We start from the raw sequence: 13,012 nt of genomic DNA, 5'->3' as shown, positions 1-13,012 counted from the left end.
TATGTTATTTGGAAGACTTACAGAACGTGCGCAACGTGTATTAGCACATGCGCAAGAGGAAGCAATTCGACTGAACCATTCAAATATTGGGACAGAGCATTTATTACTTGGATTAATGAAAGAACCAGAAGGCATTGCGGCAAAAGTTTTAGAAAGTTTTGATATTACTGAGGAAAAAGTAGTCGCTGAAGTTGAAAAATTGATTGGCCATGGACAGGACCACATGGGAACGTTACACTACACGCCTAGAGCCAAAAAAGTTATTGAACTTTCTATGGATGAAGCCCGTAAATTACAACACAATTTTGTAGGAACAGAACATATATTACTTGGGTTAATCCGTGAAAATGAAGGGGTAGCGGCACGTGTATTTGCGAATTTAGATTTGAATATAACGAAAGCACGTGCACAAGTTGTGAAAGCATTAGGTAACCCAGAAATGTCTAACAAAAATGCCCAAGCGACGAAGTCTAACAACACACCTACATTAGATGGCCTTGCTCGTGATTTAACAGTTATCGCCAAAGATGGCACGTTGGACCCTGTTGTAGGACGTACGAAAGAAATTACGCGTGTGATCGAAGTATTAAGTCGTCGTACGAAAAACAACCCAGTACTTATTGGTGAACCTGGTGTGGGTAAAACGGCGATTGCAGAAGGACTTGCACAAGCCATTGTTAATAACGAAGTGCCTGAAACGTTAAAAGATAAACGCGTCATGTCATTAGATATGGGAACAGTAGTTGCAGGAACAAAATACCGTGGCGAATTTGAAGAGCGGTTGAAAAAAGTCATGGAAGAAATTCATCAAGCAGGCAATGTCATTTTATTTATTGATGAATTGCACACATTAATTGGTGCTGGTGGGGCAGAAGGTGCGATTGATGCCTCTAACATTTTAAAACCTGCACTTGCGCGTGGTGAATTACAATGTATAGGTGCAACGACGTTAGATGAATATCGTAAACATATTGAAAAAGACGCAGCTTTAGAACGTCGTTTTCAACCGGTTCAAGTTGACGAACCAAGTGTTGAAGACACAATTAAAATTTTAAAAGGGTTACGAGACCGCTATGAAGCGCATCATCGTATTAATATTTCAGATGAGGCGATTGAAGCTGCTGCAAAATTAAGTAATCGTTACGTACAAGATCGTTTCTTGCCCGATAAAGCGATTGACTTAATCGATGAGGCTAGTTCTAAAGTACGTTTACGTCACCATACAACACCTACAAACTTGAAAGAAATTGAGCAACAAATTGAACAAGTGAAGAAAGAAAAAGATGCAGCGGTTCATGCACAAGAATTTGAAAATGCGGCGAATTTGCGTGATAAACAAACGAAATTAGAAACGCAATATGAAGAAGCGAAAAATGAATGGAAAAATAACCAAGGCGGACAGCATACAACGTTAAGTGCAGAAGATATTTCTGAAGTAATTGCGGGTTGGACAGGCATACCGTTAACACGCTTAAATGAAACGGAATCTGAGCGTTTACTCCACCTCGAAGACACATTACACGAACGCGTGATTGGACAAAAGGATGCCGTTACAGCAATTTCTAAAGCGGTGCGTCGCGCGCGTGCGGGTCTCAAGGATCCAAAGCGTCCAATCGGTAGCTTTATTTTCTTAGGACCTACTGGTGTCGGTAAAACAGAGCTTGCTCGTGCATTAGCTGAAACAATGTTTGGTGAAGAAGATGCGATGATTCGTGTTGATATGAGCGAGTTCATGGAAAAACACGCGGTGAGTCGATTGGTCGGCGCACCTCCAGGATATGTTGGGCATGATGATGGTGGACAGCTGACTGAAAAAGTACGTCGTAAACCGTATTCAGTTATCTTATTTGATGAAATTGAAAAAGCACATCCAGATGTCTTTAACATTTTGTTACAAGTTTTAGATGATGGACATCTTACAGATACAAAAGGACGTCGTGTCGATTTTAGAAATACAGTCATCATTATGACATCAAATGTTGGTGCACAAGAACTTCAAGATCAACGTTTTGCTGGATTCGGTGGTCAAGGTGGCGGTGAAGATTACGAAACTATTCGTAAAACAATGATGAAAGAACTAAAAAATGCGTTCCGTCCCGAATTTTTAAACCGTGTCGATGATACGATTGTCTTCCACAAATTGAGTCAAGAAGAATTGAAAGAAATCGTTACAATGATGGTGAATAAATTAACATCACGTCTATCAGAACAAAATATTAATATTAATGTTACTGAAGCGGCTAAAGATCAAATTGCGACAGAGGGTTATGATCCTGAATATGGAGCACGACCACTTATTCGTGCGATTCAAAAAACAGTTGAAGATAACTTAAGTGAATTGATTTTAGAAGGTAAAGAATTAGATGGTAAAGATGTGACAGTTGATTATGATGGAAAAGCGTTCCAATATGACATTCAAGAACGTGACACACACGTCAATGACACAATACAAGAAGATAAAGACGAAGCAAAGTCATAAATGCATTTCGTGATTGAGGCTCGGACATGAGACATCATGTCTTAGCCTCTATTTTGTTATACGGGCAACCATCTCTAAGGTGTCATAATGAGGTTGATCCACATAGCCTGTTTTGGTTGCTCGATTTTTATATTCTTCATTTGTCAGATTGAGGGTACAAGTATAAAATAGATTTGTTATAGCTAAATAAGGAGGCGACGACGTGGCCAAAAAAAAGATTACATTTGAGTGTACTGCATGTGGATATCAGTCTCCAAAATGGATGGGGAAATGTCCAAATTGCGGTGCATGGAATTCAATGGAGGAATCATTAGAACAAAAAGTAGCACATCCAAAACATGGTGTGCGTACACAAAAATCGACACATGCGAAAGTACAAACGTTAAATGAAATTAAAAATGAAAAAACACCACGCATTCTTACAAATAGTGATGAGTTTAATCGTGTACTTGGAGGCGGTATTGTTCAGGGTTCTCTCGTATTGATCGGTGGCGACCCAGGTATCGGTAAATCCACACTACTCCTTCAAATGTGTGCTGCGTTATCAAAGAAGAAAAAAGTGCTTTATATTACTGGCGAAGAATCACTGAACCAAACCAAATTACGTGCAGACCGTTTGGATGAAGATGCCAGTGCGTTGAATGTATTTGCAGAAACAGACCTTGAAGTGATTCACGAGGCAGTTAAAAAAGTAGAACCTGAGTTAATCGTCGTGGATTCTATTCAAACGATATACCATCCTGAAATTAGTTCTGCACCAGGATCGGTGTCCCAAGTGAGAGAAAGTACTCAAAGTCTGATGCATATTGCGAAACAAATGAATATCGCCACATTTATAGTTGGGCATGTGACGAAAGAAGGTCAAATCGCTGGACCGAGATTGTTAGAACATATGGTGGATACGGTGTTGTATTTCGAAGGAGACGAACATCATGCGTATCGTATTTTACGTGCCGTTAAAAATCGTTTTGGCTCAACGAATGAAATGGGTATTTTTGAAATGAAGCAAGCTGGTTTAAAAAGTGTTCCAAATCCCTCTGAAATGTTTTTAGAAGAGCGTTCAACGAATGTGCCAGGGTCGACGATTGTTGCGACGATGGAAGGGACACGCCCTTTACTTATTGAAGTGCAAGCGTTAGTTACACCTACAACATTTAACAACCCAAGACGCATGGCCACAGGGATAGATCATAACCGTCTTAGTTTATTAATGGCTGTGTTAGAGAAAAAAGAGGGGTATTTATTACAACAACAGGATGCATATATTAAAGTTGCAGGTGGTGTCAAATTAAGTGAGCCCGCTGTGGATTTAGGTATCATTATTGCGACAGCTTCAAGTTTTAAAGATCAAGCAGTTGACGGATTAGATTGTTTTATTGGTGAAGTTGGCTTAACTGGCGAAGTACGCAGAGTGTCACGTATCGAGCAACGTGTACAAGAAGCGGCGAAGTTAGGTTTTAAACGTGTCATTATCCCAAAAACCAATATCGGTGGATGGACATTTCCAGAAAATATAGAAGTTATCGGTGTGACTTCAACACATGAAGCTTTAAAATATGCCTTAAAACAGAGATAAAGAAAGGAGGCTTAGCATGGATTTTGTAAAATTTCTGGTAGTCATATCGTACATGATTATAGGTAGTGTATTAGGATTGTTTTTAATTCCTGAGCTACTTGTGGATTTTCATCTCAATCATCCACCTATTTTAGATAATAATTATGTGACAGCATTTATTGGTATGGTCGTTTTCTTTCTTATATTTGGTTGGTTTATACCGCGCATCGCCAATATGCTGAAAAATATAGAACAATTTATTTTAAGTTACAGTGCAATAGAGATCATTTTCGCAACAATAGGTTTGTTTACAGGATTAACAATTTCAGTCATGATTTCATTTATTTTAGAATTTATCGGTACGAATTTTATCAATCGCATTGTACCGCTCATCATTACGTTATTACTCGGTTACCTCGGGTTTCAATTTGGTTTGAAAAAACGTGACGAAATGCTTCTGTTTTTACCAGAAAACATGGCGCGTTCAATGTCCATTAACGCTCGGAATGCAGTGCCTAAAATCATTGATACCAGTGCCATTATTGATGGACGCATCTATAAAATTATGGAAGCAGGCTTTATTGATGGTGAGATTTTAATTCCTCAAGGCGTCATCAATGAGCTTCAAGTCGTTGCCGATGCCAATGACAGTATTAAACGCGATAAGGGGCGTAGAGGTTTAGAAATTTTAAATGCGATACATGACTCCAAACACCCGACGCGTATCATTTATCCTCAAAAAAGTCATCATGATATTGATGACCTCATTGTGAAGTTAGCGCAACACTTTCGTGCGCATGTTATTACAACGGATTACAATTTAAATCGGGTTTGTGCGATTCAAGATATTAAAGTACTCAATGTAAATGATTTATCTGATGCGATAAAACCAGAAGTACATCAAGGTGATCGTTTTGAATTGATGATCACGAAAGTTGGCAAGGAACCTGGTCAAGGGGTAGGGTATTTTGAAGATGGCACTATGGTTGTGGTTGATGATGCGAAACAACATATCAATGAAACTTTAGAATTAGAAGTGATTAGTATGCTTCAAACTGCGTCAGGCCGTATTATTTTTGCTAAAAAGGTGGAGGAATAAGCATGCAAAGTTATCACGTTATTATTCCAGCAGCAGGTAAAGGTACACGTATGAAACGTGAATTTAATAAGTTGTTCATTAAATTAGAAACGATGACAATACTTGAACATACACTTACAGCTTTTCAATCGGATGCAGCGTGTAAAGGAATTTATTTAGCGATTCATCCTAGAGATCGTGAGCGTATGACGGCCATTTGTGCGCAGTTTGATAAAATTAAGGCGATAGTAGATGGCGGCGATACACGTCAAGAGAGTATTTATAACGTACTTAAACAATGTCATTTGGATGCTCAAGATGTTGTGTTTGTTCATGATGGCGCACGTCCTTTTATCTCACATCACATCATCCGTCAATTAAGTGAGGGTGTTCGTGAGTATGGTGCAGCTATAGTCGGTGTGAAAGCGAAAGATACAATTAAAGTCGTTGAAAGAGGCGTGGTTGTTCAAACTTTAAATCGTGCATTATTGTGGCAAGTGCAAACACCTCAAGGTGCAACATATGATATGTTGATGAAGGCGTATGACAAGGCAGATCAAGAGCATTTTGAAGGGACAGACGATGCGTCGCTATTAGAAAATGCAGGACAAGTTATACATATTGTTGAAGGAGAATATGACAATATTAAAATAACGACTGAAGAGGACTTATGGGTAGGTCGCGCATTTTTAGAGAAAAGGAGAAATCAACATGTTTAGAGTAGGATTGGGTTATGATGTACATGCGTTTGATGAACATAGACCATTGATTATTGGTGGGATTGAAGTACCACATACGAAAGGACTCAAAGGACATAGCGATGCGGATGTGTTATTACATGCGATTACAGATGCGATGTTAGGTGCATGTGCTTTAGGAGATATTGGCAAGTTATTCCCAGACACGGATCCAGCATTTAAAGATGCGGATTCAAAACAATTACTTGTTGAGGCTTATGCTGCAGTAAAAAAAGAAGGTTTCATCATGAATAATGTTGATGCAACTATTATTGCCGAAAAACCTAAATTCCGACCGCACATCGATACGATGTGTCAAGTGATTGCAGATTTATTCGAAGTGGAGATTGGGCGCGTTAATGTTAAAGCGACTACGAGTGAAAAGCTGGGATTTACAGGGCGTGAAGAAGGCATCGCAGCACAAGCCATTATCTCTTTGACGCAAAAATAGTGCTGTTAAATTTATAAAATTTTAGATTTTAGTTTCGGTGTCACATGCTATAATAGAAATATTGAAAATGAAAACAGGAGTGAACAAGATGAGTAACCGAGTAAGAGTAAGATATGCACCAAGTCCAACAGGCTACTTGCATATTGGTAATGCACGTACTGCATTATTTAACTATTTATTCGCTAAACATTACGATGGAGACTTTGTGATTCGTATTGAAGATACAGATACGAAACGTAATCTAGAAGATGGCGAAACGTCTCAGTTTGATAACTTAAAATGGTTAGGATTAGATTGGGATGAATCTGTAGATCAAGATAAAGGCTACGGTCCTTACCGCCAATCTGAACGTGGCCACATTTATCAACCGTTAATTGATCAATTATTAGCTGAAGATAAAGCGTATAAATGTTATATGACTGAAGAAGAATTAGAAGCAGAACGTGAAGCGCAAATTGCACGCGGAGAAATGCCACGTTATGGTGGTCAACATGCGCATTTAACTGAAGAAGAGCGTCAACAATTTGAAGCGGAAGGACGTCAACCTTCAATCCGTTTCCGTGTACCTCAAAATAAAACATATCGATTTGAGGATATGGTTAAAGGCGATGTTTCATTTGAATCTGATAATTTTGGCGATTGGGTTATCGTTAAAAAAGATGGTATTCCAACATACAACTTTGCGGTTGCTGTCGATGATCATTATATGGAAATCTCAGACGTTATTCGCGGAGATGATCACATCTCTAACACGCCTAAACAATTAATGATTTATGAGGCATTTGGTTGGGAACCACCACGTTTTGGACATATGACATTGATTGTAAATGAGCAACGTAAAAAATTAAGTAAACGTGATGGGCAAATTTTACAGTTCATAGAACAATATCGTGATTTAGGCTATTTACCAGAAGCGTTATTTAATTTTATTGGTTTATTAGGTTGGTCTCCTGAAGGTGAAGAAGAAATCTTTAGTAAGGATGAATTTATTAAGATTTTCACTGAGAAACGTTTATCAAAATCGCCTGCCTTTTTCGATAAACAAAAGTTAGAATGGATAAACAACCAATATATGAAAGAAAAAGATACAGATACGGTATTCGAAATGACATTACCGCATATGATTAAAGCAGGTTTATTACCAGAATCTCCTTCTGAAGCAGAGTTAGATTGGGGACGTAAGCTAGTAGCATTGTATCAAGAGCAAATGTGTTATGCAGGCGAAATCGTACCTTTATCAGAATTATTCTTCCGAGATGAGAAAGAGTTAGATGAAGCGTCTCAAGAAGTATTGAATGGCGAACAAGTGCCTGAATTAATGCGCGCGTTGTATAGTAAACTTGAAACGTTAGAACCGTTTGAAGCAGCTGACATTAAGAAAACCATTAAAGCTGTTCAAAAAGAAACAGGTATCAAAGGAAAACAACTCTTTATGCCAATTCGTGTGGCCGTGACTGGACAAATGCATGGACCAGAATTACCAAATACGATGGAAGTATTAGGCAAAGAGAAAGTGTTAACGCGTTTAAAACAATTATTGTAATGCTTTTATTTGTCCGAATAGACAATAACATGGTTTCATAGATGTGTAAGTTTTTTAACTTGCAATCAATGTACAAATAGCATACGATTAGAGTGATTTTAAACATAAAGGATAAGTAAGCAAATGCTGTGTTTCAGAGAGTGTACGGTTGCTGCGAGTACACCACGAATTTTGTTGAATGCACCTTTATGGATGTAGTTGAATAATTTCTAAAAGTGAGTACATGTATAGCATGTACTAATTAAGAGTGGAACCGTGCACAAGCACCTCTGACATTTGTTAGGGGTGTTTTTATTTTTAAAGGAGGATTTGCTGTGATAAAAAGAATAATGGATGATGTAAAGATGGTTTTTGAACAAGACCCCGCAGCACGCTCTACGTTTGAAGTCATTACCACGTATGCTGGATTACATGCCGTATGGTCCCATTTAATTGCACATCGTCTATACAATAAAAAACACTATACGTTAGCGCGGACGATTTCTCAGATTTCACGGTTTTTTACCGGCATTGAAATACACCCTGGCGCTAAAATTGGGCGCCGTTTATTTATCGATCACGGCATGGGTGTGGTGATCGGTGAAACATGCACGATTGGTGATAACGTGACGATTTATCAAGGTGTGACACTTGGAGGGACTGGTAAAGAAAAAGGCAAACGTCATCCAGATATTGGGGACAATGTCCTAATCGCAGCAGGTTCAAAAGTGTTGGGGAATATAAAAATTGCTTCAAACGTCAATATTGGTGCGAATTCAGTTGTATTAAGAGATGTACCGAGTTACACAACAGTTGTAGGTATACCTGGACGCATTGTCCGTCAAGATGGCCAACGCATTGGTAAAACGTTTGACCACCTCAATTTACCTGACCCTATTTATGAACAATTAAAGCAACTCGAACGACAACTGGAACAAACTAAAAATGGAGAGATCAAAGATGATTACATTATATAATACACTGACACGACAAAAAGAACCGTTTAAACCTTTAGAACCTGGAAAAGTAAAAATGTATGTCTGCGGCCCAACCGTATATAACTACATTCATATCGGAAATGCGAGGCCTGCTATCAATTATGATGTTGTGCGTCGCTACTTTGAATATAAAGGGTACGAGGTTGATTATGTTTCAAACTTCACTGACGTAGATGACAAATTAATCAAACGCTCACAAGAATTAGGTGAAACCGTACCTGAAATTGCAGATCGTTATATTAAAGCATTTCATGAGGATACAGAAGCGTTAAATATAAAAAAAGCAACATCCAACCCACGCGTCATGGACCACATGGATGATATCATTAAATTTATTAAGAATTTAGTAGACCAAGGGTATGCCTATGAAAGTGGCGGAGATGTGTATTTCCGCACACGTAAATTTGAAGATTACGGTAAACTCAGTCACCAATCTTTAAATGATTTAAAAGTGGGCGCGCGTATTGAACAAGGTGAACAAAAAGAAGACGCATTAGATTTCACGTTATGGAAAAAGGCAAAACCAGGTGAAATCAGTTGGGAAAGTCCATTCGGAGAAGGTCGTCCGGGCTGGCACATCGAATGTTCTGTTATGGCTTTTGAAAAATTAGGTCCAACCATTGACATTCACGCAGGAGGCAGTGATTTACAATTTCCACATCATGAGAACGAAATTGCACAATCTGAAGCCCACAACCATGCTCCTTTTGCCAACTATTGGATGCATAACGGCTTTATCAATATCGATAATGAAAAAATGAGTAAATCACTTGGTAACTTTATTTTAGTGCATGACATCATTAAAGAAGTTGACCCAGATGTCTTACGTTTCTTCATGATTAGTGTACATTATCGTAGTCCAATCAATTACAATATCGAATTGGTTGAAGCAGCGCGTAGTGGTTTAGAGCGCATTCGTAATAGTTACCAGTCACTCACTGAACGCGAAACCATTGCCACAGACTTAACAGAAGATCATCAATTTTTAGAACAAATTGAAGCAACGTTAGCTCAATTTGAAAAAGTGATGGACGATGATTTTAATACAGCGAATGCGATTACGGCTTGGTATGATTTAGTCAAATTAGCGAATAAATATTTGCTTGAAAATCAAACATCTACAAAAGTGATTGCGCGTTTCAAAGAAGTTTTTGAAATCTTTAGTGACGTATTAGGCGTACCATTAGCATCTCGAAATGCGAACGCATTATTAGATGAAGAGGTTGAGAAACTAATTGAAGAACGTAATGAAGCGCGAAAAGCAAAGAATTTTGCACGTGCCGATGAAATTCGCGATCAATTAAAGGCGCAAAATATCATCTTAGAGGATACGCCACAAGGTGTGAGATATAAACGTGGATAAATCGTTAAACGCTAAATTGTTAAATCCGTTATCCTTAGCTTATGTTGGTGATGCGGTGTTAGATCAGCATGTACGGACGCATATCATTTTGAAACAACAAAGCAAACCGAACCGGCTACATCAAGCAGCAACACGTTTTGTGTCTGCTAAAAGTCAAGCAGCGACGTTAGAGGTACTACTAGCTGGTGATTGGTTTACAGAATCAGAATTAGACGTTTTAAAGCGCGGTCGTAATGCTAAAAGTTATACGAAAGCAAAAAATACAGATATTCAAACATATCGTAAAAGTTCAGCATTAGAAGCGGTCATCGGCTATTTATATTTAGATGGTCAACATGAACGTGTCACAGCTTTATTAAATAAAATCGTATTCATCGTTGAAGAAAGGAGTTGAGTACAATGGAAACTGAAGTAATTGTAGGACGCCATGCAGTAAGAGAAGCGATTCAAACAGGGCACGCCATTAACAAAGTGCTCATTCAAGAAGGCGTAAAAAAGCAACAGATTGAAGATATTTTAAATTCTGCAAAATCTCAAAAACTGGTTGTACAAACGGTTCCTAAATCAAAATTAGATCAAATCGCAAATGCGCCTCATCAAGGTGTAGCTGCGTATGTTGCACCATATGAATATGTAGCGTTAGATGATTTCTTGGCTAAACAAGCGCAAAAAGAGACGTTATCAACAGTCATTATTTTAGATGGTCTAGAAGATCCGCATAACTTAGGATCGATTTTAAGAACGGCGGATGCAACTGGTGTAGATGGCATTATCATTCCAAAGAGACGTTCGGTGGCGTTAACGCAAACAGTTGCTAAAGCATCTACAGGTGCGATTCAACACGTCCCAGTCATACGTGTGACGAATTTATCACAAACCATTGATACGTTGAAAGACCAAGGTTACTGGGTGGCAGGTGCCGAAGCGAATAATGCGACGGATTACCGTAACATGCAAGCGGATATGCCCCTAGCATTGGTCATTGGTAGTGAAGGCCAAGGGATGAGTAAGCGCGTCAAAGATAAGTGTGATTTTTACATTAAAATACCTATGGTGGGTCATGTGAATAGTTTAAATGCCTCTGTCGCAGCGAGCTTATTAATGTATGAAGTGTTACGTAAACGCACGCCCATTGGTGGTGACAACGCATAATGATTGATTATTATGTGATTATTGACGGCTATAACATGATTGGTCAATCCCCTGAGTTAAGTCGCTATGCGAAAGAAAATTTAGAAGAAGCAAGAGAACAATTGCTTATTGCGATATCAAATTACAATGCACATATAAAAGGCAAAGTGATTTGTGTATTTGATGCCTATGATACGGATGCACCCCAAACCGAGACGGTTTATCATGGGGTAAACGTTATTTTCACGAAAGAAAACGAAACAGCAGATAGTTTTATTGAACGTTATGTTTATAATATCTACAACAAATACACGACGCATATTACTGTTGTGACAAGTGATATGAGTGAACAACATGCAATATTTGGTACGGGCGCCTACCGCATGTCCTCAAGAGAAATGTGGCGTGACCTAAAAGAAAACGAAAATCACGTTTCACAATCAATGTCATCGTTTGAAGCGCGTAAACCTAGAACGCGTATTCAATTATCAGATGATGTATTGTCAGAATTTGAAAAAATTAGACGTGGCCAACCCAAAAAGCGTTAATTTCTCGCCTTGATTCAAAAGGTCTTCACTCGGTATGATGAGGCAAATCGAGTGAAAGGCGAGGAATGTTAATGACTTTAAATCCTATCAGTGAAGTTGAACGCCAGCAATTGATTAAAGAGCTCAAAGCCCATCGTCCCGACGCATTACGAGAATTGATAGCGGTGGTGCGCCGATGTGCGCAGGTCGTTCTGCGAGACTTTCGCATCACCCCGCAAGATTTTGAAGATATCGTTCAAGAGTCGATTTGGTCGATTTATCAAAAAGTATGTCATCCTGATTTTCATATGAACATTCCATTAGAACATTACATTAATAAAACGCTTTTCTATAAAAAGATGGATCATCGTCGTAAACGTGTGTACTATCAATCGTTCATTTCACATATGATTGAGGACGTTTCGATGCAATATCATCAGAAAACGTATCGTCACCATATGTCGCTAACGCTTAATGAATGCTTAGAATATGTTAAAAATTCAGCGCAAACGTTAAGTGCATTTGAACTCAAAGTGCTTTATTATTTAATTGACGAATGGGTTCCAAATGAAATTGCACAACAACTCAATGTACCAGTTAAGCGGGTTTACAATGCAATTTATAGACTTAGACGAAAGTTGCATATGTTAAAACAAAGCGAGTAAATGCTTCTTATGATTGTAAAGAAATGGCGTTTGACAATTGGACACAATCTTATGTATAGTAAACTGGTATTATAGGAGTAAGGTGAGTTCATGTGAAAAAAGTACCGCTCAATTGTGAAAAATGTGGAATGCGTAATTATCACGTACCGAAATCAAACCAACATACGACACGACTAGCGCTTAAAAAATTCTGTGCCACATGCCAGATGCATACATTACATAAAGAGTCGAAATGATGTAATGGGCTTAAAAGCGTTATAAAGTAATGTTACAAATGCGATTATAATTTAAAAATTGGAGGGAATCCGAATGGCTAAAAAAGAAAACTTCTTCCAAGGCGTTAAAACTGAAATGGAAAAAACAAGTTGGCCTACTGGTCCGGAACTTGTGAAATATACGACAATCGTCGTGTTTACAGTAATCTTTTTCTTAGTATTCTTCTGGGGTCTAGATATTGGAATCGGCCAAATAATTGAAATGATAAAATAGAAATGAGGAGTTGTCAG

Annotated in this window: 14 protein-coding genes; all 14 read left to right on the top strand. The window is 38.4% G+C overall.

Translation table 11 applies throughout. The features are described 5' to 3' along the window. Position 1 precedes the first annotated feature (1 nt). The 14 genes from SHYC_RS10755 to secE all read left to right on the top strand — a co-directional run bounded on the left by SHYC_RS10755 (position 2) and on the right by secE (position 12,995). Entirely contained in the window at positions 2-2,479 is a 2,478-nt protein-coding gene (locus SHYC_RS10755; protein ID WP_039647062.1) for an ATP-dependent Clp protease ATP-binding subunit, read from the top strand. Positions 2,480-2,681: 202 nt separating this feature from the next. Continuing rightward, positions 2,682-4,055 carry a DNA repair protein RadA gene (gene radA, locus SHYC_RS10750; protein ID WP_039647060.1) on the top strand — a complete coding sequence of 458 codons (1,374 nt, stop codon included), beginning with the start codon at positions 2,682-2,684 and terminating at the stop codon, positions 4,053-4,055. A 16-nt stretch (positions 4,056-4,071) separates the two neighbouring features. Further along, a complete protein-coding gene (locus SHYC_RS10745) occupies positions 4,072-5,133 on the top strand; it encodes a PIN/TRAM domain-containing protein (RefSeq protein WP_039647058.1) in 1,062 nt (353 codons plus the stop codon). 2 nt (positions 5,134-5,135) lie between these two features. Beyond that, positions 5,136-5,831 (top strand): 2-C-methyl-D-erythritol 4-phosphate cytidylyltransferase, encoded by a 696-nt coding sequence (gene ispD / locus SHYC_RS10740; RefSeq protein WP_039647056.1) that lies wholly within the window; start codon positions 5,136-5,138, stop codon positions 5,829-5,831. Further along, a complete protein-coding gene (gene ispF, locus SHYC_RS10735) occupies positions 5,824-6,300 on the top strand; it encodes a 2-C-methyl-D-erythritol 2,4-cyclodiphosphate synthase (protein WP_039647054.1) in 477 nt (158 codons plus the stop codon). Before ispD ends, ispF begins: the two co-directional genes overlap by 8 nt. A gap of 88 nt (positions 6,301-6,388) precedes the next feature. Next, the gene (gene gltX, locus SHYC_RS10730) at positions 6,389-7,843 is read left to right on the top strand and encodes a glutamate--tRNA ligase (protein WP_039647052.1); all 1,455 of its coding nucleotides are present in this window, start codon (positions 6,389-6,391) and stop codon (positions 7,841-7,843) included. A 329-nt stretch (positions 7,844-8,172) separates the two neighbouring features. Further along, complete coding sequence (gene cysE / locus SHYC_RS10725; RefSeq protein WP_168429109.1) at positions 8,173-8,799, top strand: serine O-acetyltransferase; 627 nt, start codon at positions 8,173-8,175, stop codon at positions 8,797-8,799. Further along, positions 8,783-10,183, top strand: a complete 1,401-nt coding sequence (gene cysS / locus SHYC_RS10720) for a cysteine--tRNA ligase (RefSeq protein ID WP_039647051.1) — start codon at positions 8,783-8,785, stop codon at positions 10,181-10,183. Before cysE ends, cysS begins: the two co-directional genes overlap by 17 nt. Then, positions 10,176-10,577 carry a Mini-ribonuclease 3 gene (locus tag SHYC_RS10715; RefSeq protein WP_039647049.1) on the top strand — a complete coding sequence of 134 codons (402 nt, stop codon included), beginning with the start codon at positions 10,176-10,178 and terminating at the stop codon, positions 10,575-10,577. The genes cysS and SHYC_RS10715 overlap by 8 nt, the downstream gene beginning before the upstream one ends. A 5-nt stretch (positions 10,578-10,582) precedes the next feature. Then, entirely contained in the window at positions 10,583-11,335 is a 753-nt protein-coding gene (gene rlmB / locus SHYC_RS10710) for a 23S rRNA (guanosine(2251)-2'-O)-methyltransferase RlmB (protein ID WP_037566307.1), read from the top strand. Further along, the gene (locus tag SHYC_RS10705; RefSeq protein ID WP_039647047.1) at positions 11,335-11,862 is read left to right on the top strand and encodes an NYN domain-containing protein; all 528 of its coding nucleotides are present in this window, start codon (positions 11,335-11,337) and stop codon (positions 11,860-11,862) included. Before rlmB ends, SHYC_RS10705 begins: the two co-directional genes overlap by 1 nt. 71 nt (positions 11,863-11,933) lie before the next feature. Beyond that, the gene (locus SHYC_RS10700) at positions 11,934-12,506 is read left to right on the top strand and encodes a sigma-70 family RNA polymerase sigma factor (protein WP_039647044.1); all 573 of its coding nucleotides are present in this window, start codon (positions 11,934-11,936) and stop codon (positions 12,504-12,506) included. 92 nt (positions 12,507-12,598) lie between these two features. Then, a complete protein-coding gene (rpmG, locus tag SHYC_RS12065; protein WP_081858204.1) occupies positions 12,599-12,742 on the top strand; it encodes a 50S ribosomal protein L33 in 144 nt (47 codons plus the stop codon). Between the two features lie 73 nt (positions 12,743-12,815). Continuing rightward, a complete protein-coding gene (gene secE, locus SHYC_RS10695) occupies positions 12,816-12,995 on the top strand; it encodes a preprotein translocase subunit SecE (protein WP_037566310.1) in 180 nt (59 codons plus the stop codon). The last annotated feature ends 17 nt before the right edge of the window (positions 12,996-13,012 follow it).

Source organism: Staphylococcus hyicus, from assembly GCF_000816085.1.
In the GTDB taxonomy this organism is placed as follows: domain Bacteria; phylum Bacillota; class Bacilli; order Staphylococcales; family Staphylococcaceae; genus Staphylococcus; species Staphylococcus hyicus.
The sequence above is the reverse complement of the archived record's forward strand: the minus strand, read 5'-3'. Positions and strand labels throughout refer to the sequence as shown.

Excerpts from the sequence above, each read along its gene's own strand:
- SHYC_RS10755 (WP_039647062.1), top strand. The coding sequence starts at position 2 with ATGTTATTTGGAAGACTTACAGAACGTGCGCAACGTGTATTAGCACAT.
- SHYC_RS10745 (WP_039647058.1), top strand. The coding sequence starts at position 4,072 with ATGGATTTTGTAAAATTTCTGGTAGTCATATCGTACATGATTATAGGT.
- ispD (WP_039647056.1), top strand. The coding sequence starts at position 5,136 with ATGCAAAGTTATCACGTTATTATTCCAGCAGCAGGTAAAGGTACACGT.
- ispF (WP_039647054.1), top strand. The coding sequence starts at position 5,824 with ATGTTTAGAGTAGGATTGGGTTATGATGTACATGCGTTTGATGAACAT.
- gltX (WP_039647052.1), top strand. The coding sequence starts at position 6,389 with ATGAGTAACCGAGTAAGAGTAAGATATGCACCAAGTCCAACAGGCTAC.
- cysE (WP_168429109.1), top strand. The coding sequence starts at position 8,173 with ATGGATGATGTAAAGATGGTTTTTGAACAAGACCCCGCAGCACGCTCT.
- cysS (WP_039647051.1), top strand. The coding sequence starts at position 8,783 with ATGATTACATTATATAATACACTGACACGACAAAAAGAACCGTTTAAA.
- rlmB (WP_037566307.1), top strand. The coding sequence starts at position 10,583 with ATGGAAACTGAAGTAATTGTAGGACGCCATGCAGTAAGAGAAGCGATT.
- SHYC_RS10705 (WP_039647047.1), top strand. The coding sequence starts at position 11,335 with ATGATTGATTATTATGTGATTATTGACGGCTATAACATGATTGGTCAA.
- SHYC_RS10700 (WP_039647044.1), top strand. The coding sequence starts at position 11,934 with ATGACTTTAAATCCTATCAGTGAAGTTGAACGCCAGCAATTGATTAAA.
- secE (WP_037566310.1), top strand. The coding sequence starts at position 12,816 with ATGGCTAAAAAAGAAAACTTCTTCCAAGGCGTTAAAACTGAAATGGAA.